Annotated in this window: 20 protein-coding genes; 13 read left to right on the top strand and 7 right to left on the bottom strand. The window is 61.6% G+C overall.

Annotated features, from left to right (window positions below):
- Positions 1-15 precede the first annotated feature (15 nt).
- From nuoN to LHL23_RS03140, 4 genes are all read left to right on the top strand, one after another.
- Positions 16-1,455, top strand: a complete 1,440-nt coding sequence (gene nuoN / locus LHL23_RS03155; protein ID WP_226428764.1) for an NADH-quinone oxidoreductase subunit NuoN — start codon at positions 16-18, stop codon at positions 1,453-1,455.
- Positions 1,456-1,526: 71 nt separating this feature from the next.
- Positions 1,527-2,273, top strand: a complete 747-nt coding sequence (locus LHL23_RS03150; protein ID WP_226428763.1) for a biotin--[acetyl-CoA-carboxylase] ligase — start codon at positions 1,527-1,529, stop codon at positions 2,271-2,273.
- Positions 2,274-2,285: 12 nt separating this feature from the next.
- On the top strand, positions 2,286-3,068 hold the full coding sequence (locus LHL23_RS03145) for a type III pantothenate kinase (protein WP_065267100.1): 783 nt from the start codon (positions 2,286-2,288) through the stop codon (positions 3,066-3,068).
- On the top strand, positions 3,065-4,732 hold the full coding sequence (locus tag LHL23_RS03140; RefSeq protein ID WP_226428762.1) for a ribonuclease J: 1,668 nt from the start codon (positions 3,065-3,067) through the stop codon (positions 4,730-4,732). The genes LHL23_RS03145 and LHL23_RS03140 overlap by 4 nt, the downstream gene beginning before the upstream one ends.
- A 159-nt stretch (positions 4,733-4,891) precedes the next feature.
- On the opposite strand, the gene LHL23_RS03135 is transcribed toward LHL23_RS03140, so the two are convergent.
- From LHL23_RS03135 to LHL23_RS03120, 4 genes are all read right to left on the bottom strand, one after another.
- Complete coding sequence (locus LHL23_RS03135; RefSeq protein WP_222475068.1) at positions 4,892-5,071, bottom strand: RSP_7527 family protein; 180 nt, start codon at positions 5,069-5,071, stop codon at positions 4,892-4,894.
- A gap of 204 nt (positions 5,072-5,275) precedes the next feature.
- A complete protein-coding gene (locus tag LHL23_RS03130; RefSeq protein ID WP_226428761.1) occupies positions 5,276-6,670 on the bottom strand; it encodes a DEAD/DEAH box helicase in 1,395 nt (464 codons plus the stop codon).
- Positions 6,671-6,853: 183 nt separating this feature from the next.
- The gene (locus tag LHL23_RS03125; RefSeq protein ID WP_226428760.1) at positions 6,854-7,795 is read right to left on the bottom strand and encodes a glycosyltransferase family 2 protein; all 942 of its coding nucleotides are present in this window, start codon (positions 7,793-7,795) and stop codon (positions 6,854-6,856) included.
- A gap of 100 nt (positions 7,796-7,895) precedes the next feature.
- Positions 7,896-9,503 carry a peptide chain release factor 3 gene (locus tag LHL23_RS03120; protein ID WP_226428759.1) on the bottom strand — a complete coding sequence of 536 codons (1,608 nt, stop codon included), beginning with the start codon at positions 9,501-9,503 and terminating at the stop codon, positions 7,896-7,898.
- A 189-nt stretch (positions 9,504-9,692) separates the two neighbouring features.
- Between LHL23_RS03120 and LHL23_RS03115 the strand changes: the two genes are divergently transcribed.
- Both LHL23_RS03115 and LHL23_RS03110 read left to right on the top strand, forming a co-directional pair.
- On the top strand, positions 9,693-11,306 hold the full coding sequence (locus LHL23_RS03115; protein WP_226428758.1) for an ATP-binding protein: 1,614 nt from the start codon (positions 9,693-9,695) through the stop codon (positions 11,304-11,306).
- A gap of 260 nt (positions 11,307-11,566) precedes the next feature.
- The gene (locus tag LHL23_RS03110; protein WP_226428757.1) at positions 11,567-11,932 is read left to right on the top strand and encodes a BrnA antitoxin family protein; all 366 of its coding nucleotides are present in this window, start codon (positions 11,567-11,569) and stop codon (positions 11,930-11,932) included.
- A 527-nt stretch (positions 11,933-12,459) separates the two neighbouring features.
- On the opposite strand, the gene LHL23_RS03105 is transcribed toward LHL23_RS03110, so the two are convergent.
- On the bottom strand, positions 12,460-13,902 hold the full coding sequence (locus tag LHL23_RS03105; RefSeq protein ID WP_222475076.1) for an NCS1 family nucleobase:cation symporter-1: 1,443 nt from the start codon (positions 13,900-13,902) through the stop codon (positions 12,460-12,462).
- A gap of 168 nt (positions 13,903-14,070) precedes the next feature.
- Between LHL23_RS03105 and LHL23_RS03100 the strand changes: the two genes are divergently transcribed.
- Positions 14,071-14,727, top strand: a complete 657-nt coding sequence (locus LHL23_RS03100; RefSeq protein WP_226428756.1) for a GntR family transcriptional regulator — start codon at positions 14,071-14,073, stop codon at positions 14,725-14,727.
- A 740-nt stretch (positions 14,728-15,467) separates the two neighbouring features.
- On the opposite strand, the gene LHL23_RS03095 is transcribed toward LHL23_RS03100, so the two are convergent.
- A complete protein-coding gene (locus tag LHL23_RS03095; protein WP_226428755.1) occupies positions 15,468-16,325 on the bottom strand; it encodes a helix-turn-helix domain-containing protein in 858 nt (285 codons plus the stop codon).
- A 210-nt stretch (positions 16,326-16,535) separates the two neighbouring features.
- Between LHL23_RS03095 and LHL23_RS03090 the strand changes: the two genes are divergently transcribed.
- The 5 genes from LHL23_RS03090 (at position 16,536) to LHL23_RS03070 (ending at position 20,538) form a co-directional block, all read left to right on the top strand.
- Positions 16,536-16,793 (top strand): hypothetical protein, encoded by a 258-nt coding sequence (locus tag LHL23_RS03090; protein WP_226428754.1) that lies wholly within the window; start codon positions 16,536-16,538, stop codon positions 16,791-16,793.
- Between the two features lie 87 nt (positions 16,794-16,880).
- The gene (locus LHL23_RS03085) at positions 16,881-17,366 is read left to right on the top strand and encodes a YHS domain-containing (seleno)protein (protein WP_226428753.1); all 486 of its coding nucleotides are present in this window, start codon (positions 16,881-16,883) and stop codon (positions 17,364-17,366) included.
- Between the two features lie 61 nt (positions 17,367-17,427).
- The gene (locus LHL23_RS03080) at positions 17,428-17,838 is read left to right on the top strand and encodes a VOC family protein (protein WP_226428752.1); all 411 of its coding nucleotides are present in this window, start codon (positions 17,428-17,430) and stop codon (positions 17,836-17,838) included.
- A gap of 104 nt (positions 17,839-17,942) precedes the next feature.
- On the top strand, positions 17,943-18,647 hold the full coding sequence (locus LHL23_RS03075) for an SDR family NAD(P)-dependent oxidoreductase (protein ID WP_222475082.1): 705 nt from the start codon (positions 17,943-17,945) through the stop codon (positions 18,645-18,647).
- A 184-nt stretch (positions 18,648-18,831) separates the two neighbouring features.
- The gene (locus LHL23_RS03070; RefSeq protein ID WP_226428751.1) at positions 18,832-20,538 is read left to right on the top strand and encodes an FAD-binding oxidoreductase; all 1,707 of its coding nucleotides are present in this window, start codon (positions 18,832-18,834) and stop codon (positions 20,536-20,538) included.
- Between the two features lie 856 nt (positions 20,539-21,394).
- Here LHL23_RS03070 and LHL23_RS03065 read toward each other — a convergent pair.
- Positions 21,395-22,246, bottom strand: coding sequence for a helix-turn-helix domain-containing protein (locus LHL23_RS03065; RefSeq protein ID WP_226428750.1), 852 nt, complete (start codon positions 22,244-22,246; stop codon positions 21,395-21,397).
- Between the two features lie 195 nt (positions 22,247-22,441).
- Between LHL23_RS03065 and LHL23_RS03060 the strand changes: the two genes are divergently transcribed.
- A complete protein-coding gene (locus LHL23_RS03060) occupies positions 22,442-24,202 on the top strand; it encodes an adenine deaminase C-terminal domain-containing protein (protein WP_226428749.1) in 1,761 nt (586 codons plus the stop codon).
- Positions 24,203-24,230 lie beyond the last annotated feature (28 nt).

The following is a 24,230-nucleotide window of genomic DNA, read 5'->3' as shown; positions in this document are numbered from 1 at the left end:
GGGAGCATCAGGCAGATGATCCAAGCTGATCTTACTGTAATCCTGCCAGAGATCGTTCTGGCGCTTTACGCCATGGCGGCGCTGATCGGCGCCGTCTACACCGGCAAGGACAAGCTGGCGGTGCCGATGGTCTGGGCGACGGCGGCGCTGCTGGCGCTGCTGGCATTCTGGATCGCCTCCAGCCCGGACGGCACCAGGACCGCCTTTGGCGGCATGTTCATCGACGACGGCTTCTCGCGCTTTGCCAAGGTGGCGCTGCTGCTGGGCGCGTCCGCCGTGCTGCTGATCGGCCAGGACTACATGGCGCGCCGCGGAATCCTGCGGTTCGAGTTCCCGATCCTGGTGGCGCTGGCCGCTGTCGGCATGATGATGATGGTCTCCGCCGGCGACCTGATGTCCCTCTACATGGGGCTGGAACTGCAGTCTTTGTCGCTCTACGTCGTGGCCGCCATGCGCCGGGACAGCGTCAAGTCGACCGAGGCGGGCCTCAAGTACTTCGTGCTGGGCGCGCTGTCCTCCGGCCTGCTGCTTTACGGCGCCTCGCTGGTCTACGGCTTTGCCGGCACCACTCAGTTCGCGGGCATCATCCAGGTGGCGGAGCAGGGCCATATGTCCATCGGCATGCTGTTCGGCCTGGTCTTCATGATCTCCGGCATGGCGTTCAAGGTCTCGGCGGTTCCGTTCCACATGTGGACCCCGGACGTCTACGAAGGCTCGCCGACCCCGGTCACCGCCTTCTTTGCCACAGCGCCGAAAGTTGCGGCCATGGGCCTGTTTGCACGCGTCCTGTTTGACGCCTTCGGCGGCGCGGTCTCCGACTGGCAGCAGATCATCGTGGTGCTGTCGGTGCTGTCGATGTTCCTGGGTGCCATCGCGGCGATCGGCCAGCGCGACATCAAGCGGCTGATGGCGTTCTCCTCGATCGCCCACATGGGCTATGCGATGATCGGCCTGGCCGCTGGCACCGAGCAGGGCATCACCGCGATGCTGGTCTACCTGGCGATCTACGTCACCATGAACATCGGCACCTTCTCCTTCATCCTGATGCTGGAGAAAGACGGCAAGCCGGTGACCGACATCCTGGCCCTGAACCAGTTCGCTGCGCGCGAGCCTGGCAAGGCGCTGGCGGTGCTGATCCTGATGTTCTCGCTGGCAGGCGTGCCGCCGATGCTGGGCTTCTTTGCCAAGCTGGGCGTGTGGCAGGCCGGTGTGGCTGCAGACCTGATGGGTCTGGTCATCGCCTCCGCCGTGGCCTCCGTCATCGGTGCGTTCTACTACATCCGTATCGTCTTCTACATGTACTTCGGCACCGGCGAGGACGACGTGGAAGCCAAGGGATCGCCGGTTCTGGGCGTGGCGCTGATGGCCTCTGCCGCGCTGATGCTGGTGGGGGTGGTTTACCAGTTCGGCATCGACGGCGCCGCCGCTGCCGCCGCAGCAACCCTTGTAAATTGATCTGCTTTTCAGGCAGGCTGGAAAGGCCCGGTCACGCGACCGGGCCTTTTCGCACTTTCTAAGGATTGCAGATGAGCTGGCCAGCAGGATACGGAAAACGGGTGCTCGCCGAGGTGGACAGCACCCTGAATGAGGCAGCCCGCATCGCCGGGGAACTGGCAGGTCCGGAATGGATCCTGGCCCTGCGCCAGACCCAGGGGCGCGGCCGCCGCGGCCGCGACTGGAAGGACCCCAAGGGCAACTTCGCCGCCACCCTGGTGATGCGCCCCGAAGGCGCGCCGGACCAGGCCGCGCTGCGCAGCTTTGTTGCCGCCTTGGCGGTCTATGACGCCTGCGTCGCGGTCACTGGCCGCAGCGAAGGGCTGTCCCTGAAGTGGCCCAACGATGTGCTGCTGAAGGGCGGCAAGCTGGCCGGCATCCTGCTGGAAAGCGCCGGCAACGGGCAGGGGGTCAACCACCTGTTTGTCGGCATCGGCGTCAATCTGGTGGAAACCCCGATGAAGGAATGGCTGGAGCCCGGCGCAGTCTGGCCTGTGTCGCTGTTGTCTGAGACCGGCGTGCAGGTCACGCCGGAGGAATTCCTGGAAGCCGTGGCCGAGGCCTTTGCCCGCTACGAGCAGCAGTTCGCGACCTACGGGTTCGAGCCGATCCGCACCGAATGGCTCGCGCGTGCGGCCAAGCTGGGCGAGGTAATCACTGCCAAGACCGCGTCGTCAGAGACCGAAGGCACCTTTGAAACGGTGGACGCCAGCGGCAACCTTGTCCTAAACACCGCCAAGGGCCGCGTCAGCATTCCCGCGGCGGACATCTATTTCTAGGAAGGAGCAGCAATGCTTCTGGCAGTTGATTGCGGCAATACCAATACCGTCTTCTCGATCTATGACGGCGAGAAGTTCATCGGCATGTGGCGCACGGCCACCGAATGGCAGCGCACCGCCGACCAGTATTACGTCTGGCTCAACACGCTGATGCGGCTGCAGGGGATCGAGGCGGATATCACCGACATGATCATCTCCTCCACCGTGCCGCGGGTGGTGTTCAACCTGCGTGTGCTGGCGGACCGCTATTTCAACACCCGGCCTTTGGTTGTTGGCAAACCCGAATGCCTGCTGCCCGTCGCGGTGCGGGTGGACGAAGGCACCGCGGTCGGCCCCGACCGGCTGGTCAACACGGTGTCAGGCTTCGACACCTACGGCGGCAACCTGATTGTGGTGGACTTTGGCACCGCCACAACATTCGACGTGGTGGCCGAGGACGGCGCCTATGTCGGCGGGGTGATCGCACCCGGCGTGAATCTCAGCCTGGAGGCGCTGCACCAGGCCGCCGCAGCGCTGCCCCATGTGGACATTTCCAAGCCGCAGAACGTGATCGGAACCAACACCGTCGCCTGCATGCAATCCGGTGTGTTCTGGGGCTATGTCGGCCTCGTGCGCGAGATCTGCGAGCGCATCAAGGCGGAACGCGCGGTGCCGATGAAAGTAATCTCAACCGGCGGGCTGGCGCCATTGTTCCAGCAATCTGCCGATCTGTTTGACGCATATGAGGATGATCTCACCATGCATGGGCTGCAGATCATCCATAAATACAACAAGGAAAACGGTACTGACGCATGAGCAGTGATAGATTGATCTACCTGCCCCTCGGCGGGGCGGGTGAAATTGGCATGAACGCCTATGTCTACGGCTATGGCCCGCAGGGCAAGGAACGGCTGGTCCTGGTGGATCTGGGCGTGACTTTCCCGGATATGGACACCACGCCGGGCGTGGACCTGATCATGCCCGACATCACCTGGCTGAAGGAGCGCGCCGACCGGCTGGAAGGCATCTTCATCACCCACGGGCATGAGGACCACATCGGCGCCATTGCCCATCTCTACGCGCATCTGAACGTGCCGGTCTACGCCCGCGCCTTCACCGCCAACCTGGCGCGCCGCAAGATGGAAGAGGCCGGCCACGACCCGGCCAACGTGCACACTGTGCAGGCCTGGCCCGAAGTGACAAAGCTCGGTCCCTTCACCATCGGCGTTGCGCCGATGAGCCACTCGATCCCGGAAAGCGGCGGGCTGGTGATCGACAGCCCGGCGGGGCGGGTGGTGCACACCGGCGACTTCAAACTGGACGCAAACCCCCTGGTCGGTGAACCCTTTGACCCGGAGATGTGGGCGGAGATTGCCAAGGACGGCATCCAGGCGCTGGTCTGCGATTCCACCAATGTGTTCTCGCAGCACCCGGGCCGCTCGGAATCGGAACTGCCGGAGGAGATCACCAAGCTGTTTTCCGAGGCCAAGGGCCTGGTTGCGGCCACCACATTCGCCTCCAACGTGGCGCGGGTGAAAACCCTGGCCGTGGCCGGGGTGAAGGCGGGCCGCTCCGTTGTCCTGCTGGGCCGAGCCATGCGCCGGATGATCGAAGCCGCGGTGGAAACCGGCGTTCTGACGGATTTCCCGAAAACGATCAGCCCCGAGGACGCCGCCAATGTGCCGCGCGACAACCTGATGCTGATCACCACCGGCAGCCAGGGCGAGCGCCGCGCTGCCACCGCCCAGCTGGCGCGCGGCAAGTACCGCGGGCTGGAGCTGAAAGAGGGCGACCTGTTCCTGTTCTCCTCCAAGACCATTCCGGGCAACGAAAAGGGCGTCATCCGCATCATCAACCAGTTCTCCGAAATGGGCGTGGATGTGGTTGATGACAGCTCCGGCCTGTACCACGTCTCCGGCCACGCCAACCGCCCGGACCTGGAAGCGGTTCACAAGCTGCTGAAGCCCAAGATGCTGATCCCGATGCATGGCGAGCACCGCCACCTGCGCCAGCACGCCCGCCTGGGCGAGGAAAAGGGCATCGCCAGCGCCGTGGTCGTGAACGGCATGATGATGGACCTGACCGGCGATGCCCCCTCTGTGACCGAGTGGATCGAGACCGGCCGCACCTATCTGGACGGTTCGGTGAAATACGGCGCACTGGATGGCATCGTGCGCGACCGCATCCGCATGGCGCTGAACGGCCATGTGCTGGTGACGGTGATCCTGGACGAGGAAGACGAGCCGCTGGGCGAGCCCTGGTGCGATCTCAAGGGGCTGCCGGAAACCGGCACCTCCAAGGCCGCGCTGGTGGAGGTGATGGAAGAGGACCTGAACCAGTTCCTGATGCGCGCCGGTGCGAAAACCCTGCGCGACGACGACAAGCTGGAGCAGGAGCTGCGCCGCATCGCCCGCCAGACTGCACAGGCCGAAATCGGCAAGAAGCCCGAAGTGACGGTGGTGGTCAGCCGCATGCGCTGATCCTGCCGGAAGGGCAGGGCGGTTCTCCCGCCCGGCCCAGGCTGCACCAAAGATGCAGCGGGCCCAAACTGCCACCGCTTGAAAATGAGAAACGCCGCGGCCCCTGAGGCACGCGGCGTTTTCAATTCAGATGCAGCTCCAGTGGGAGCGGCGGACGTCTCAGCCGTGCAGCGGGCGGGCGCAGCTGGGGCAGGAGACCACTTTGCGCGGGGCGCTGAAAACGGCGCGGAACAGGCTGCGCATCATGGCGGCAAAGGCCTGGGCGCGCAGTTCGTGGGCGCGGGCTTCGATGGCCTGGTACTGGGAGATGGTCAGGGTTTTGGTGTCGTTGGTATTCATGGCTTGGCCCATCATCAATGGCGCGTTTCTCAGTGTTGCGAACCCTATACGCCTGTTGCGGCGGGCTGACACCGGCCAAGATCGAAGACCCGTTATGCTGCAAATGCAAAGGTGGCTATGCTGCGTGTGCATGGTGCGCGGCGCCGGGTGCCACGAAAAAGGCCGCCCCGGGGGGCGGCCTCAATTTCCATCGGATGGGCCGGATCAGCTGGCGCGGCGCTCTGCAAAGCTGAGGGCGATGAAGCTCGGCAGGTGGTCGCCCATGCCGACCACAACCTTGTCGTCGCGCTTGCCGTGCTTGCCGCGGCCCGAGGTGGACCGGTCGGTCTTTTGTGCGGGCTTCTCGTCCTTGCGGCCGCCGCGGGTGTCTTCCGTGCGGGGCTCGCGGCTCTCGCGGGCCTCAGCCTCCGGCTTGGCGGACCGGGCGGGCTTTTCCCGCTTGGGTTCCGGCTTGACCGGGTTCTCCAGGCGCGGGATTTCCTTCTGGAACAGCTTTTCCACCGCATCCAGCGCCTTGTCGTCGCGCGGAATGCAGATGGTGATCGCCTTGCCCTCGCGGCCGGCGCGGCCGGTGCGGCCGATGCGGTGGACATAGTCCTCGGCATGGCCGGGCACGTCGAAATTGAACACATGGCTGACGCTCGGCACGTCCAGGCCGCGGGCCGCCACATCCGAGGCCACCAGGATGCGCAATGACCCTTCACGGAAGGCGTCCAGGGTTCTGGTGCGCTGGCTCTGATCCAGATCGCCGTGGATCGCGGCCGCGTCATAGCCGTATTTCTTGAGCGATTTCGCGCAGATATCCACATCCGTCTTGCGGTTGCAGAAGATGATGCCGTTGGTCAGCTTGTCGCCCTCGGCGTCGATCAGCGCCCGCAGCACCTTGCGCTTTTCGCTGCCCTCGCGGTCGCGGCGCGATGCCTTGAACTGCACCACGGCCTGTTCGATGGTCTCCGACGCGGTGGCCTGACGGGCCACTTCGATACGGGCAGGGCCGGACAGGAACGTGTTGGTGATCCGTTCGATCTCCGGTGCCATGGTGGCCGAGAAGAACAGGGTCTGGCGGGTGAACGGCGTCAGCGAGAAGATGCGCTCGATATCCGGGATGAAGCCCATGTCGAGCATCCGGTCGGCTTCGTCCACCACCATGATCTGCACGCCGGTCAGCAAGAGCTTGCCGCGCTCGAAATGGTCCAGCAGGCGGCCCGGGGTGGCGATCAGCACGTCGACGCCCTTGTCGATCAGCGCGTCCTGCTCCTTGAAGGAGACACCGCCGATCAGCAGCGCCTTGGTGAGCTTCACATGCTTGGCGTAAGTGTCGAAGTTTTCCGCCACCTGGGCGGCCAGCTCGCGGGTGGGGCACAAGACCAGGCTGCGCGGCATCCGGGCGCGGGCGCGGCCGCGGGCCAGAAGCGTGATCATCGGCAGCGTGAACGACGCGGTTTTGCCGGTGCCGGTCTGGGCGATTCCCAGTACATCACGACCCTCCAGCGCCGGCGGGATGGCCCCTGCCTGAATCGGAGTGGGGTTTTCGTACCCGGCTTCCTCAATAGCCTTGAGGACCTTGGGATTAAGGTTCAGATCGGTGAATTTTGTCATATGCATCCGTGATTGCGGACACTGACCTGGCCCGCGCGTGTGTGTTGCAGCCGGCTCCGCAAAAGGTCATGCGGTGTGGCAGCTGCCGGCTCGTGGCGGGGCATAGCAAAATCCCGTGCGCAGGTCAATTAATGGCGGATTTTACAAGGTTTTCGTTCCCGGGGTGGGCAAAATGGAAACAAATCAGCCAAAACCGGGGAAGTGTTTTTGCCGTTTCTCTTCCAAGCCGAGGCGGCGAATCCTCAGCAGCCCGCGGTCCTGCAGCTTGCGGTAGACATCCGGGTCCCGCGCGCTGACCTCGTCGAAGAAACCGCGCAGTCCCTCGGCCCCGTGCTCCTCTTCGATCAGCGACAGCAGCTCATGCGCGCTGAGCCCGCCCAGCAGCCTGGAAAAGCCGGCACTCAGCCCGGGCCGGTAGGAGCCGCGCTGCAGCCGGAACCGGTAGACGGACTGCCAGTGCTCCCAGCTGGCGGCGTGGCAATGGCACAGGTCCGCCTGATCCAGCTCGCAGGTAGCGGCGGCCTTCTCGCCGTCCAAAAACAGATTGTGGATGCGCAGCTCGGCGTTTGTCAGGCCGGTCCTGGCAAAGACCTTTCCGGTGGTATGGCTCAGAAAGCCGCCTTTGAGGAAACTGCCAAAAGCCGGGTAGAGCGCGCGCACCTCGGTTTCGCGGTCCGGCCCTTTTGGCACCATCGCCTTGAATTCCCCGTCCCGGCCCGCCAGCGCTTCGACCGGGCGCACCCGGGCGCTCTGGATACCGCCGGGCAGGGCGGCCAGCATCTGCCCCAGATCCGTTTCCGGCCACAGAAACTCATCCGCGTCGATATGGGCGATCCAATCCGTCTGAATCCGCTCATAGGCGTGGGTGGCGTTCAGCGTCTGGCGGAACTGGTGCTTGGCGGGGCGGTTCCTGTTATGCCGTTTCCAATAGGCGCTGTCGCAGACCGTGACCCGCACCTTGGGGTGCTGCTTCAGATGCCCATAGGCTTCGGGGTTGGGTTCATCCAGATAGATGTGCAGCCGGTGGGCGCCCAGGTCGAGGTGGTAGGCGGCAAACTCCAGAACCGTCCTGGCGTCAGCCTTGATGGTGCTGACGATGCCCCATTTGACATCCCGGTCCGCCATTGCCTGCCTCTTGCCCTGCTGTTCGCCCCAACCATTTCCCTAGGCAAAGAAAAGCGCAAGCCCCGCAAAGAAAAACGCCCGGGCGATCCGGGCGTTTCATTCAGACCATCATTTCCTTGGTCGCTGTCAAATTCAGCTCGGGGTAATCCCGCACCACCCGGTCGATGTCCCATTGCAGGCGGGTCAGATAGACGATGTCGCCGTCGTGGTCATGGGCAATGTGCTGCTTGTTGGCGTTGATGAACTTGTCCACCGCCGCCTTGTCGCCGCTGACCCAGCGGGCGGAGGTGAACTGGCTTGCCTCAAACCGAACCGGCAGGCCGTATTCCATCTCGATCCGGCTGGCCAGAACCTCGAACTGCAGCTGGCCGACCACACCGACGATGAAGCCGGAGCCGATCGATGGTTTGAACACCTTGGCAGCGCCTTCCTCGGCGAACTGCATCAGCGCCTTTTCCAGGTGCTTGGCTTTCATCGGGTCGCCAGCGCGCACGCCCTGCAGCAGTTCCGGCGCAAACGACGGGATGCCGGTCACGCGGATCGCCTCGCCCTCGGTCAGCGTGTCGCCGATGCGCAGCTGGCCGTGGTTGGGGATGCCGATGATGTCGCCGGCCCAGGCTTCCTCCGCCAGTTCCCGGTCGGAGGCCAGGAATAGCACCGGGTTCGACACCGCCATCGGTTTCTTGGTGCGCACATGGGTCAGTTTCATGCCGCGCTTGAAATGGCCCGAGGCCATCCGCACGAATGCCACCCGGTCGCGGTGCTTGGGGTCCATGTTGGCCTGAACCTTGAACACGAAACCGGCGACTTTCTTTTCCTCCGGGCTGACCTGGCGCGGCTCGGCGGACTGCGGCTGCGGCTCGGGGCCGTATTTGCCGATGCCGTCCATCAGTTCCTTGACGCCGAAGGAGTTGATGGCGGAGCCGAACCAGATCGGGGTCATGTGGCCCTCAAGCACCGACTGCGGGTCTAAGCTGGGCAGCAGCTCGCGCGCCATCTCGACCTCTTCCAAGAGTTTGTCCAGCAGATGCGCAGGCACGTGTTCGGCCAGCTTGGGGTCGTCCAGGCCCTCAATCGCGATGCTTTCCGCCACCTTGTTGCGGTCGGCGCGGTCCATCAGTTCCAGCCGGTCGCGCAGCATGTCATAGCAGCCGATGAAATCGCGGCCCACACCAATGGGCCAGCTGGCCGGGGTTACGTCGATCGCCAGCATCTCCTGGATTTCGTCGATGATCTCAAAGGTGTCGCGGCTTTCGCGGTCCATCTTGTTACAGAAGGTCAGGATCGGCAGGTCGCGCAGGCGGCAGACCTCGAACAGCTTCTGGGTCTGGCTTTCCACACCCTTTGCGCCGTCGATCACCATCACCGCCGCATCCACCGCCGTCAGCGTGCGGTAGGTGTCCTCGGAAAAGTCCGAGTGGCCGGGCGTGTCCACCAGGTTGAAACGGAAGCCGCTGAAATCAAACGACATTGCAGACGCCGAGACTGAAATCCCGCGGTCCTTCTCCATCTGCATGAAGTCCGAGCGTGTGCGCCGCGCCTCACCCTTGGCGCGCACCTGGCCGGCCATCTGAATCGCACCGCCATAGAGCAGGAACTTTTCAGTCAGCGTGGTCTTGCCGGCGTCCGGATGCGAGATGATCGCAAAGGTCCGGCGCCGCGCGATTTCGGGCGGCAGTTCGGGGCGGTTTGCAGCGGTGTCCAACATGCGGCTGGCTGTAGCCACAAACCGCGAAAGAGGCAAGGAAAACGGCGTCCCTGTGCCCCGCTGCAAGACCGGGGCGCAAGCGGGCCAAATTCAGTTTGGCCTATAAATTGCTAACGCTTTTCCTGTAACACGGGCGCCAGGACCGTGTGTTACAGGATTTCAAAGGCCTCCCCGTTTCAGGAACGATACGTGCAACAAGATGAATTTTCATATCATTTTGAAGTTCTCGACGCCGTAGAGCTTGCGGTGATCGTTCTGGAAGTGGGGGACGACGGGCTGCCGCGCTACATCGCCATGAACACCAAGTCGCGTGAGTTTACCAAGCTTGAGCACAAGGACTATGCCGGCAAGACAGCGCTTGAACTCTATGGCGGGGCAACTGGCCGCCGTGCCTTGAACCAGCATCTGGCGGTCATCAGCAGCGGCAAGGAAGCAACCTACGACATCGTCCTTCCCACGCAGCACAAGGAAAAATACCTCAGCACGACGCTCAGGCCGGTGTTCAACGCAGACGGCCGCCTGGTCTATCTGGTGGGTTCCTCCAGCGACATAACCTCCGAACGGGAGCGGGACGAGGCGCTGGAACTGACCAGGATGGCCCTGGACAAGGCGGAGGAGGCGAGCCAGGCCAAGGAACGGTTTCTGGCCAACATGAGCCATGAAATCAGGACGCCGATGAATGGCATCATCGGCATGTGCGAATTGCTGCAGGAGACGGATCTGGACGAGCAGCAGCGGCTGTTTGCAGACACCATCCTCAACTCTGCGACTGCGCTGCTTGGCGTCATCAACGATGTGCTCGACTTCTCCAAAATCCAGGCCGACAAGATCTCGCTGCACGACGCGCCGTTTTCGCTGCAGGACCTGGTGCAGGATGTGGGAACCCTGCTGTGGGCGAGAGCCGCCTACAAGGGGATCGACCTGCGCACCGATTACCCTGCGGACGCGCCGCACGAGTTCACCGGCGATGCCAGCAAGATCCGCCAGATTCTGATGAACCTGCTCGGCAATGCCATCAAGTTCACCGAAGACGGCCACGTGGCCGTCAGCGTCAGCTATGATCCCGGGGCGGCAGCGCTGCCCCTGCGCATCCAGGTCTCCGATACCGGCATCGGGATTGAGCCGTCGCAGCTCAAATGGATCTTCTCCGCCTTCGAACAGGTCGACCGCCGGTCCGCCCGGGTGATCGAGGGGACCGGTCTGGGGCTGGCGATCACCCAGGCGCTGGTGGAGCGGATGGGGGGCACGATCACCGCCAGTTCCGTGCCCGGGCAGGGATCGGTCTTCACGGTAGCCCTTGACCTGAAACAGCCGGATCACCATCTTCCGCGGCCCACCGATGATGCGGCTGCCGTGTTCCGGGACCACAGGCAGGCGCTGAACCTGCAGCCAAGCCAGCCGGTGCCGGAGCTGCCGCCGGGCGCGCTTGCGGGAAAACGCATTCTCGTGGCCGAGGACAACAGGACCAACCAGCTGCTGGTGCGGAAAATGCTGAAATCCACCGGTGCCGAACTGCGGTTTGCCGAAAACGGCCGGATTGCGCTGGAGGCTTATAAATCCGAGGGCTGCAACCTGATCCTGATGGACCTGTCGATGCCGGTCATGGGCGGTCTGGAGGCCGCCCGCAGGATCCGCGCCCACGAGCGCAGCGCCGGACTGCCGGAGTGCCCCATTGTCGCCCTGACCGCCAACGCCCAGCCCAGCGACGTCGAGGCGTGCCTGGCCGCCGGCATGAATGACTTCCTGTCCAAGCCCTTCCGCAAGAACGAGCTGCAGGCCCGGATCCTGCGGCAGGGCGGGTAGGGCTGGCAGGCTCCGCCGGGCCGTCTGGCGGGGGCCGGGGCCTGGCCCGCGATACGCGGAAAGAGACGGGAAAGACGGGGGCGGCATGCGTGCACCGCCCGTGCACCCCTTGTGCACCGGTTGGCGGACGAAACCGCCCGCCCTGCCGTGTTGCGCGGGCACCGTACGCACCGCTGGGGCGGAATTAACCTGATCGGGGCAGGCTGGGATCAGCGCGGGAGGGCCGCCCGCCGGAACCGCTGCTGCCAAGGGAGGGTGCGATGCCCAGTAAGCGATATTACGACAACGAAATGCAGCTGGAGCTGGACGCGCTGCAGCAGGACCTGCGCCGCGACTGGCTGGACAAGAGCCTGCCGCGCGAGTGGGACGGCATGGACAGCTGGGAGCGGATCGACAAGCCGAAGACAAGGGTGACGATCCGGCTGGACGCGGACATGGTGAAATGGTTCCGCAAGCTGGGTCCGAATTACAGCCGCCGCATCAACTCGGTGCTGCGGACATACTGGATGGCGCTGATGGCGGGCCAAATCCAGGCCCATGACAAGGACAATACGATCCTGCGTTTGAGTCTTGCGGCACGATACATCGCGATGGGGCGAAATGCGGATGGGACGGAGCGGGAGTGAGGGTGTTGGCGGAATTGCGGAGCGCGCGCTTTGAATCGCCTGGCCATTGTCCGGGAGCCGACCTTCAGCAATAGCGCAGCCAACAACGGTTTCGAGCCCGAGGCAGCTATTGCCATTTCTCACTGCGTGCGCTCGCAGCATAAAATCGCCGCGGCCGCATCATTTTCAGAGACGCCGTGCGGCGTGACGAGCGGCCATTCGTTCGGGATGCAGCGAGGCCGTAGGTGGCAATCTACAGGATGCGGGACCTTCCCGGCTTTCACCGCGAGAGCAGCAGGGATGGTCAGGGACGACAGCATAGAGCAGTAATGGCCCCGGATCTCTTAGAGCAATGATGCTGAGCTTTCTATTGGGGGGAAATCCGCAATTCGACGAAGACAATGAAACGCCTGGTAGAGGAATTTGGGGCCAATCAGTTCTTCCGGTCCAAGATCGAAAGTTGATCGTTAAGGGTTTGAAACACCATCAATTTTTAAACAAGACACCGGTGGCGGCTGGGCGCCACCGGTTGGTTTTTCTGGAGGCTGTCAGGATTTCGTCTGACCCTTGACTAGCGCGTTGTAGATCACGCCGCCCAGGACCGCACCGATCACCCAGCTGTAGCCCGACAGGAAGGCGAACCACGGAACCCAGACCGTTGCGACCGAGAAGACCGCTGCCAGCCCAAAAGCTTTCACCGCAGCCCGGTTCCAGCCATTGTCGTAGTGATAGATGCCGCCGTCCATGTTGTAGAGGTCATCTTCTTTCAGTTGCTCTTTGCGCAGCAGGTAGTAGTCAACGATCATGATGCCAAAGACCGGCGCCAGCGTTGCGCCCAATGTGTTGACAAAGCCGCTGATGCCGAACTGGCTGATGAAGCTGTTCCAGAAACCGCCGATCACCAGGGCGAAGATGGATGTGATGAGGCCAGCCTTTCGGAAGCTGATTTTCTCAGGCGCCAGATTGGCGATACCGTTCACTGCGGGAATGAAGTTCGCCACCAGATTGATGCCGACAGTAGCGGCAAAGAAGGTGATCGCAGCAACGATGCCTAGCAGCACGCTGTCGGTGCGCTCGACGATCTCAGTCGGGTTGATGATCTCTTCACCAAACACCACGGCCGCACCGCCGGTGGTCAGCAGTGCCAGCGCCGAGAACAGGATCATGTTGAACGGAAGCCCTGCCAGGTTGCCCATGATCATGGCGGGCTTGTCCTTGGCATAGCGCGAGAAGTCACTGAAGTTGATCATCACTGCGGCAAAGTAGGCGACCATGGTGCCGACGATGGCAATGAAGCCTGTGACTTCGGTCCAGAAAGTGCCCTCGGGGTTGGCGAAAATTGTGGCGGTGGCTTCCAGCAGCTGCCCATCCGAACGCTGCCACAGCACGACGACCAGGCCGATCATCACCAGATAGACGAAGGGACCCGCGATATTCAGGAAAGTCTCAACCCAGCTCATACCGCGCCAGAAGATCACGATGTGAAAGCCCCAGACGATGACGAAGGACAGCCAATCGATACCGGTGAGGCCAAGAATTTCCGTCCCGCCACTTATGCCTGTGACCGAACGGATCAGGAGCGCCAGCGCGGTTGAGGCAAAATAGACCTGCACGCCGTACCAGAACACGGCCACTGTGGCCCGCAGCACCGCTGGCAGTTTGGCGCCCTCGGTACCCATGCTGGCCCGTGCAAGGACAGGATAGGGGATGCCGTATTTCTCACCTGCCGCACCTGACAGGTTCACCATCCACATGACGAACAGCCCGGCTGTGATCAGCGCTGCAAAGGCAGTCCAGCCCCCAACGCCATAGGAGATGAACAGCGACGCCACCAGCGAATAGCCAAACAGCGACTGCACATCGTTTGCCCAGATATTGAAGATGGCGAACCAGCCCCAGGTTTTCTCGTCGCTGCCAACGGGGTTCAGCGCATTGCCTTCGGGGTTCAGTGTGCCCCCATGCACGACATGCATTTCATCAGTTGCGGTCATGTTTTCCTCCCTTGAGCCCAGTGTGCGGGCGGCAGGTGTTCAACCGCCTGGCCGCGTAAGAAATTGAGCTTGCAACTGACATGTTAGAAGGTATCTTACGAAGTGGACTATAAAAAACTTCAGATAGGACTTTAAGGCATCTGCGGGTAATGAAGGGGGAGAGCGGTCATGAACAAAGCACAGGATGTCCAGCTTCTTGCGGATCAAGCCCAGGATGCCCTGTGGGCTGCTTTGCGGAGCGGGCAGCTGCGGGCCGGGCAATTCCTGTCGATGTCGCAGCTGGTGACGCTACTTGATCTCCCTTTGTCCGCGGTTCGTGAAGCGGTTAAGCAAGCCAGTTCACAGGGGCTGGTAGTTACCCTGCCCAAACGCGGTATCCAAGTGATGGAGGCGCATCCGGTAACGATCCGCGAATGCCTCGATTTCCGCATGGTACTGGATCAGGAGGGGGCCCGGCGCCGGGCGGCCGGCGGAAATTGCGACGATCTTGCGCCACTGCGGGAACAGCATCAGGCAATGCTGGACGCCGCCCGCGGCAATGCTGGCAGTGACCTGCCACCGCAAGCGATCCAGGTTGATTTGTCGCTGCATGACTATCTGGCTGCTGGGCTGGAAAACTCCCAGCTGGCTGCAGCTTACAATGCCAACCGGATGCGCATCGCGATTATCCAGAACGCACGGCCGTTTCTCCAGCTCCGCATCGTCTCGGCAATGGAAGAGCATCTTGCGGTCATTGATGCCTTGCAGCGCCGTGACGGCACTGCAGCTGCAGAAGCAATCCAGTACCACTGCGAGCAGACGAAGCGCTGGTGGGGTGTTGCCTGACGTCCAGCACCCTCCCCGCGGCAGATCCATTTCTTACCCCAAATCACAGGATTGTTGCGGTCTTGTTCGTCACCAGGTGCTCTCAGCGAAAGTGTCCGTTGAAGCAACCATATCTTCGGCGTGTATTTCCAACAGCAAATCTCGTTTTTGCCGCAATCGCAAAAGCACACATTGCTGACCTTGGGGCTGCGGTCTTTTGTTGGCGCCCCCACGAACGGCTGCCATGCTCCGTTCCTGGCGTGCTGTACACTCGATGGGGTGCCAGGCGATCAACAACCGCAATGGGCTCAAGGCGTAGGTGGTCTACGCAGCGGACACATGTACGGCCGCTGGAATGCCTATGCAGCAAGCACCACGGAACCAGTTGTCGGCAGTAACGGTCAAGCCTCTGACTATCCGCCGTTTGGTTCGACGTGCCGTCCTTGACGCTGCAAGAACCGACTATTGCGCCGAAAACGGTGAAACCTGGCTGTGAGCCCAAAGCGGAACTGTCAAAATCTTGCTGCGCAAGCACGCAGCGTGCCGCCTCGCCGCGCCGCCCAAAAACTACCGCCGCATAGCAGGGGGAAACCCGGCCATTCAGGCAGCGTGCAGAAAGTTATGGGCCATGAAAAAATACTGCCGGGATCTGGCAGCCTTTCGCCGTGGGCGCGCGGCTCTTGCTGACACTGGTATTGCGGCCCGGTCTGTGCTCTTGCGCGATGCTGCCAACGTTTGGGTCAAATTGCATCTGCTAAGCTTCAAGCGCCGCGAAATTGTGCCGGCGTGATACCCAAGCGCCTGCGGAAAGTGGTCGTCATGTGGCTCTGCGACGAAAAGCCGGTGGCATAAGCAATGCTGGCTATCGGCTCATTTGTTTTACTAAGCAGCCTGCGCGCTTGCTCAATCCTTCTCGACAAGACGTAATTGTGCGGCGTTTCACCCGTTTTCTGTTTGAATGCGCGGGCAAACCGGTGCGCCATCACCCCGGAAAGCCTAGCCAGCTTCTCCACTGTCAAATCCGTTTCGAGATTTCCATCAATGTATTCAATAACTTTGTCCAAGATGTTTTGATCAAGCAGATCAGTGCGGCGGGTGCGTTGCTGCTCCGGCGGCAAGGTCAGCATTTCCACAATCAGCGCGAAACAGAGCGCGCGCAAATAGTCGCCGGATATGTCATCTGCCAGGATGTGCCGGCGGATGCGGTTTGCGAGTTCGGTTGTGAACGGCTTGGGGCCGCCAATGACGACGCGAGGTTCAAGGAGGTCCTCCGGGATTTGCAAAGCGGCCGCCAGATCTGTTCTCAAGGCTTCGAAACTGAATATGAGCGCGAGCACTTCCGGTGCAGACTCCGAAGTGCCGCGCAGGGGAAAGCATGGGGGCGCGACAATATACTCGTAAGGCCGGCGGTCATAATGCCTTAACCGGCCGCCGGCGAGCGAGCTCTGCCCCTCATCGCCAGAGAAGCTGATACTTGCGAAGCTGTCACGCAAGCGGACGTTGAAGTGCCTTTTGCCGGCCGGCACCAGCTCAACAAAAAAATCTCCAAACGCAATGCGCTTGCCCCAGACCGGCAGCTCTCCGAGAGGTGGCGCAGTTATGTCGAGCAGCTGTTTCAAGGCAACTCCTCCCCCAGAAACACCTTCAAGCCGAGTGTAGCAAAATCTCGCAGGATCTTCTCCTGAACGCCCTTGCCGGAGCATTCCGCCGGTCTGCAGAATTGTGAAACGTGCAAATCTGAAAGAGATGGGCCGGCTAGTCTGGCATTCTTCCTGACATCCCCTGGCCACCTACTCAGGCCTGGCGCAAACGCAAATGGGAGACGTCCGATGACTGGTATTTCTGAACTGGAGAAACATTCTACTCTTACCTCTCCTGCACTGAAAATCCGGGGATGCCGGAGAGGCGCGAGAGCCATGAAAAACCTCCTGCGCCGCCGCGGCCTGGCAGACACCGTGCTTCTTCCCGCGGATCTGCAACTGCTGCTCACCCGCGCCAGCAGGCTGGAGTATCTGATCGGCAATGATGCGCCAGACATTGTCTTGCGCGCCGAACTGCGCCTCTTGCAGGCCGCCGTTCGCCCCTGAACGCATCAGCGCAGGACAGCAGCTCTCTACGCGGGAAATCCGCCCCTCCAGCGGCCGCTTTCACTCATCTCAACCAAGGAGACTGACATGAGACCCAAAACTGCTATGGCTACCGCCGTGCTGGCTGGCTTTGCCGCCTTTTCCGAAAGCGCCTTTGCTGCCGATGAATACAATGTCTCTGCCGGGTTGACCGCCGCTGGCGCGCCGCTCGCACTGCACGGCACGGATCCTGTCGCCTTTCTCGAACTTGGCAGCCAGTCAGCGGGCTCCGCCCGTTACACCGCAGTCCATGACGGTGCGGCCTATTATTTCACCTCTTCCGGCAACAAGGATGCCTTCGAGGCCAATCCCAAGGCGTACCTGCCGCAGTACGGCGGCTTTTGCACCTTTGGCGTTTCCAAGGGCAAGAAATTCGACGGCGATCCCCAATATGCGGAGATCGTCGAAGGCAAACTCTATGTATTCCTGAATGAAGAGGTGCTGCGCGCCTATCAGGAAGACCGTGCCGGCACCATTGCGCGCGCCGCTGAGAACTGGCCGCGTATCCGCCATGCTGCCGCGGCTGAACTCTGATCCGTTTCGATGCCGCGCTCCTTAGACCGCCTGTATCCAAACTTTTGAAAGGGAGATGGAAATGCCCTCTGACGCACTGACAAAAGGGGCTCATCACATTGGGCTGACAGTTCGCGATCTTGGCGAAACCCGCGACTTTTTCACTGGCACACTTGGCTTCGCCCAAGTTGGCGAGTTGCCGGACTATCCTGCCGTATTCCTGAGCGACGGCACCACGATGATCACGCTTTGGCAAGCGCAGGATCCGGCAACTGCAGTTCCGTTCGACCGCAAGAACGTGATCGGGCTGCACCACCTCGCATTGACTGTTGACGGCAGTGCCGCGCTGGCCGCGCTGCACGAGACACTGGCGGTCACCGCCGGCGTGGAAGTTGAGTTTCCGCCTGAGCCGCTGCTAGGCGGCCCGGCCCAGCACATGATGTGCGCGATCCCGGGCGGAATCCGGATGGAGCTGATTGCCCCGGCGCCATGATGCCCAAAGCGGCGCAGGCCATCCTGCGCCGCTTTGCCGCCCCTCCCGGGCCCTTTCTTACCGATGCAACCGCCCGGTCCGGGACGGTTGAACAGGAGGCATAGATGACCAAACCGATCGCTATGATTACCGGTGTCGGCGAAGGAACTGGCGCCGCCATCGCCCGGCGCTTCTCCAAAGCCGGCTACCGCGTCGCCATGCTGGCGCGCGGCAAATCGCGGCTGGAGGCGCTGGAACGGGAGCTTGACGGCGCCGTGGCCTTCCCATGCGACGTGTCAGATCTCGATGCGCTGGTTAGGGCATGCGAGGCCGTCAAGCAAACGATGGGGCCACCCTCCGTCCTTGTCCACAATGCCGTGCGGGCCACGTTCGAACGGTTCGACGAGGGGGATCCGGAAGACCTGGAGCGCAACTTCCGCGTCAACACCACTGCTCTCCTCTACCTGGCACGCGCCTTGGTCCCGGACATGCTGACCCGCGGTGAGGGCGCCATCATGGTCACCGGCAACACCGCAGCCTTTCGGGGTGTGCCGGGCTATGCGTTGTTCTCGCCGACAAAGGCGGCTCAGCGCAACCTGGCGCAAGCTTTGGCGCGCGATCTTGGCCCGAAGGGAATTCACGTTGCCTACTTCAACATCGACGCTGTCATCAACGTGCCGTGGACACGGGACAGGTTCCATCCTGATAAGCCGGATGACTTCTTCATCGAGCCCGCCGACATTGCCGGCGAAGTGCTGAATGTGGCGCAGCAACCCCGCTCAGCCTGGTCGTTCGACGTGGAGATCCGTCCGTTCGGCGAACGCTGGTGATTGCCATGCCGCCCCGCCGTGGCTTGCCGCGGGACTTTCGTGCGGAAGGAACCTGAAAGGCGGGGCCGCCGGAGCGCTCCGGACAAAGGGCGGCACAAGACATGTCCGCTGCCGCTGGGAATTTGGCGCCAAGGCGGATCTGCCGTCTCCTCCGGCACCAGAAACCTTAAGAATGGAGGTTCCTATGAACATGACAGAAGAAACCGCAAAATTCTCTAACGGCAGCCCGGAGACTTCACGCGCAGAAGCCGAAGGCTCCCCGTCTCCGTTCCATGCCGGTGAGCAGGCGGTCCAGGAAAGGCTGGGCGTCCGCGATATCGAGGACTGGGCCCGTCAGGTCGTGCGCGGCTATCTGCCGGAGCAGCACCGCGAGTTCCATACGGCTCAGCCATTCCTCGTTACCGCTGCCAGAGACCGCGCCGGCCGTCCCTGGGCGACGCTGCTCGATGGCCCGGAAGGATTTGTGACCTCGCCCGACCCGCACCGCATGGTCCTGGCCTCGGAACCGCACCCCGGCGATGCCCTGTCAGGCGCATTTGTCCCTGGCGCGGACATCGGCATCCTCGGGATCGAATTGGAAACACGGCGGCGCAACCGCGTGAACGGCTGCATCGGCCAGGGCGCAGCGGGTGCAATTACGGTTAACGTCGCGCAGTCGTTCGGGAATTGCCCGCAGTACATTCGCGAACGCCGATGGCGCCGGGCCCCGGCAAACCAGCCCGGTAAAACCAAGCGCTGCGCCTCGCTGACAGAGGCGCAGCGTGTCTGGATCGACACTGCGGACACCTTTTTCATCGCCAGCGGCTACCGTAGCGAGGGCGGCAACCCCGCCTTCGGCATGGACGCTTCGCACCGGGGCGGCGACCGGGGCTTCGTGCGCACGCTGGATGGCGGATCGCTGCGGTTTCCCGACTATGCCGGCAACAACCATTTCAACACGGTTGGCAATCTCGTCCTGGACCCGCGTGTGGGCCTGTTGTTCGTCGAATTCGAAACCGGCAGCCTGCTGCAGGTGACAGGCGAAGCGTCAATTGAATGGGATCCGGCAGACCTCGCCGATTATCCCGGCGCCCGGCGCCTGATCACCGTACGTGTCCATGAAGCTGTCGAAACCCGCAACGCCATTGCGCTGCGCTGGGATGCCGACGCGGAGTCGGTCCGGTCGCTGCGCCTGTCTGAAAAGATCAGGGAAAGCGCCGACGTAACTTCCTTCGTGTTCGAAGCACGCGACGGCGGGCCGCTCGACCAATTCGAGGCAGGGCAGCACCTGCCGATCGAGGTTGCCTTGCCAGATGCGCCCGCTCCCGCCAGGCGCACTTACTCGCTCTCGGGCGCACCCGCCGATGCGCGATACCGGATATCCGTGAAACGCGAACCAAAGGGTCTCGTATCGCGCTATCTGCACGACCATGCCGAGCCAGGCACAATCATCGAGAGCCGCAGGCCAGCCGGAATATTCACGCTTCGGTGCAGCACGTGCCCGGTTGTGCTGATCGGTGCCGGGGTGGGCATCACGCCAATGATCAGCCTGCTGCACGCCATTGCCGCGGAGGACGTTGGCCGCCCGGTTTGGTTTATCCACGCAGTCCGCGACGGCCGTCACCATCCCTTTGCCGGCGAGGTGCGCAACCTCGCCACGGCGCACCCCAATATCCACACGCATTTTGCCTACAGCAGGCCAAGGAACCAGGACAAGCGCGGCACGCACTACGACAGCGAGGGCCGCCTTACCCCTGAAGTGATTGGGGCGCTGGTGGATCGCGCCGACGCCCAATACTTCCTGTGCGGGCCACCGGCTTTCATGGCTGGTCTCGAGAGAGGATTGGGTCAGCTAGGCGTCTCAGCGGAACAAATCCACGTCGAGTCATTTGGGCCGCAGATGCTCAGTTGATAAAGCGTGCGGTCAAGGGCTCCGGCGTCACGGCCAGCTGTTCCCTGCTGGCTTGGATCCGGTCCCGAAACGGGCCGCGCGGCCTCGGGCAGAGTGGGGGCAGAACCTCATGCCGCTCGGCGCATGCCCAAACAAGCACTCCTTCCGCGACGACGGCGGCCTCGCCGTTCCAGCGGATTGCCTGCCTCTTACAGCACGAAGATAGGACGTCTGCATTGTCCGGCGTGTAGATAGTTGAGGCCGGCTGCAACGAATGGCGGTTTGAAATGCGCCCTACAGCCTGCCTCTGAAGGTCTGGTCTGGGGAAACTGCGACACCGCTGAAGGGCCGCTGCTGTGGGCGCAAAAAAGTTCTGATGCTTTCTGCAACCGCATCCGCCGCGGCGGCAAATGTCCGCTTTGTCCGGCCTCGCTGCCAGTCCAAGCCCGACCAAGTGAACGGCCTCTGTCTCGGAGGTCAGCCATTCACGCCCGACGCGGCGAACTTGAGGCATGAGCCCACACCGGAAGTGCTGAAATCTTGCTGCGCGCGCTCGCAGAACGAATTACGCCGCGAATGCATCCTTTTCACCGCCGCCGCGAGGCATGAAGAGCGGCCATTCTGGCCAAGCGCCGCGAAGTCTTGATAGGCAGGGAAAGTCCGGACCTAAGCCACCGATGCGAATACACGTGCAAAGTGTGTCAAAACATCTTTGCGCCCGCTTCAGCCTTCCCAAAATCGGTCATTCAAAGCCAAGCTGCAGGGCGGATTTCAAACCGTCCATGCGCTGCATCTAGCTTCAACATTCGAAACGCGGGACAATCCGGGCTCATGCTACCGCAGCGAATTGGGTGCGGGAACACTGCATCACTTCAAATCACTGACCAATCGCTTCATCTGCATCGGGCACTTCTCCACACCATTTCTGAGCGCGTAGTTCACGCGGCGAAAGCTGATATCTTTCCTTTATCAGACGAGAAAAGTGGTTTGGTGTCTTGAAGCCGGTCTGATACGCGATCTGACTTATGCGCATGCCGGTGTGCTGGAGCAAATAGGCTCCGCGACGCACCCGCAGCCGCCACAAATAGTCCAGCGGGTTCTCTCCGAAGGCGGCATTGTACAGCCTGTTCAGATGTTGAGGCGACAATCCTGACACTTTGGCCAAGACGGCAGATGTGACTGGTTCGCTCAGGTGCTCTTCGATGTAACGGCGGACCAGCTGAGCCTGGCGGGGGATGTCAGCCGAGGTTGTCTCCAGAGTCTTGCGTGCCAACAGTTCTTCAAGAACCGCAACGCCCAGAGCGGATGAAAAACTCCGCATCTCTCCGTAGATGCCAGTGGGGATATTTGCGCCTATCTTCATGAGCGAAGCGGCTGCCGGCGAAACCTGCATTGGACCGCAGAAAGGGGCGATAGCGACAACCCGAGCAGCGTCCAGGCCGCCCGAGATATACTGGCACCACAATACATTGCACATGCTGGCCGGACCGTAGCGGTATTCCAAAGTGTGCCTAGAGGCAACCAACGCGATACCAGGCGAGGACAACTGGAAGGAAGCGCCATCAGCGCGGATTTCGACTTGTCCAGTACGAAGATAGACGGCCTCCATTTGAAAGCCGGTCATGGGCCCAAAGACTTCACCTTCCCGGTATGTGCTTTCTCCAAAGGCGAAGGTGGCGTCTGGCCCTACCAGGTTCGAAATGGATAAGGTGGCAGAGGCGGCGCTCATCTGTGACTCCTCACTGAATCAAGTAATGAAATACTGTATTTGCGTAGTATACTTGGCAATGGCGGCGTTAAGCAACATAGCTACTTGGCTCCTGAATGTTCACCACAGACAAGTAATAACGATGAGGGATACGTTAATCCCGTTGAGAAAACCACGTCTCTCGCTGACTGTTTATGAAAACGGGAGAACAGTATCGTGGAAATCAAAGAACTGATCCGAGCCGGACACGGCGAAGTTAAAGCCGATTTGGTGATAACCAATGGCCAGTTAATCAATGTAGCCTCCTCCGAGATTTATCCGGCGGAAGTTGCGATCAAGAACGGGTATGTCGTGGCGATCGGCGATGTCGATCACTGCAAGGGTCCTGAGACCCAGTTTCACGACGCCGGCGGCCGCTATCTGGCGCCGGGCATGATCGACGGGCATCTGCATGTGGAATGCTCAAAACTGTCGGTCTCCGGCTTTGCTGATCTGGTTGTGCCGTACGGGACAACCTCGATTGTATCCGGGCTGGACCAGATCCTGGTTGTCTCTGGACTCGAGGGTGTGCGCCACTTCCTGGATGAAGCCAACGCGGGGCCCATGACAATCCACTGGGGTGCGCCTTGCAAGACGCCCTACACAATGCCGCGTTCTACCGTGAACCACTATTTCAGCCCCGATGATCACCGCGCCACCCATGACTGGCCGGAGTGCATCGGGATCTGGGAAACCGTGCGTGAGTTCATCCAGGAAGAAGACGATCATGTGATCGAAGCGCTGGAGATCGCCCGCAAGAACAAATTGCCGGTGTTCGGCTGCTCACCGATGTGCAAGGGTTCCAAACTGGCTGGCTACGCCAGCGCAGGTATCCGGCTGGATCACGAAAGCTATGAGGTAACCGAGGCGCTGGAGAAGCTGCGCAATGGCTTGTTCATCCTGATCCGCGAAAGCTCGATCAGCCATTTCCTGGACGAAAACATTCAGCTGGCTACCAAACACGCGCCGGAAGCTGCGCACCGGGTCAGCTTCTGCACCGACGATATAGTGGCCACGGATGTCCTGGAACGCGGGCATCTGGACAACATGGTCAGAATGGCGATCCGCGCAGGCGTGGAGCCGATGGAAGCCATTCAGATGGCCACCATCAACAGCGCTGTCGCCTGCCAGATCGACCATAAGGTCGGCCTGATCGCGCCGGGCCGCCAAGCGGATATCGTGCTGGTAGACAGTCCGCAGAGCTTCAACGTTCAACAGGTCATCGCCAAGGGCAAGTTTGTGGCGCAGGACCTCAAGATGCTGGAACCCGTGACCCGTCCGGATCGCCCGAAGTTCCTGACCGAGACCATGAAAGTCGCTCCCGTCTCCCCTGCCGACCTGCGGGTCCGCACGGATGAGGATGCAGTCAAAGTTCTGTCAATGAACATGTCAACGGAAGTGCCTTTTGTACGCAACCGGCGTGAGGCGGTACTGCGGGCTAGTGACGGGGTTGTACTGCCGGATACCGAACAGGATGTGCTCTATGTCAGCGTGGTCGAACGCTATGGCAAGACCACTAACAAGCCGGTCGCCTTTGTTTCGGGATTTGGTCTGAAATACGGAGCCATGGCCACCTCCACCGCGCCGGATGACAACAACATCGTCTGCATCGGAACCAATCCTGAGGACATGGCCGCGGCGATCAATTGGGTGATCGAAAAAGGCGGCGGACAAGCTTTTGTCAAAGAAGGTGAAGTGACCGTAGGCCTGGAACTTCCGATTGGGGGGATCGTCTCGGATATCGACCCTGTCGAAATGGCCGCCAAGGAAGAGGCATTGGACGCGGCTGCTCGTGAGGCGGGCTGTCGGCTGGAGTGGCCCTTCATGAACATGTTCGTCCTGTCCATCACCGCCATTCCGGAATTTGCGATCACTGATCTTGGTGCCGTCGACTGCGTAGCGCTCAAGACCTTCGATCCGGTTCTGGAACCGGCCTGATCACGGCCGCGGCCCGGATCTTGCGGAG

Source organism: Leisingera sp. McT4-56, from assembly GCF_020514995.1.
Taxonomy (GTDB): domain Bacteria; phylum Pseudomonadota; class Alphaproteobacteria; order Rhodobacterales; family Rhodobacteraceae; genus Leisingera; species Leisingera aquaemixtae_A.
Note: the sequence above shows the minus strand (reverse complement) of the source record. Positions and strands in the feature narration are given on the sequence as shown.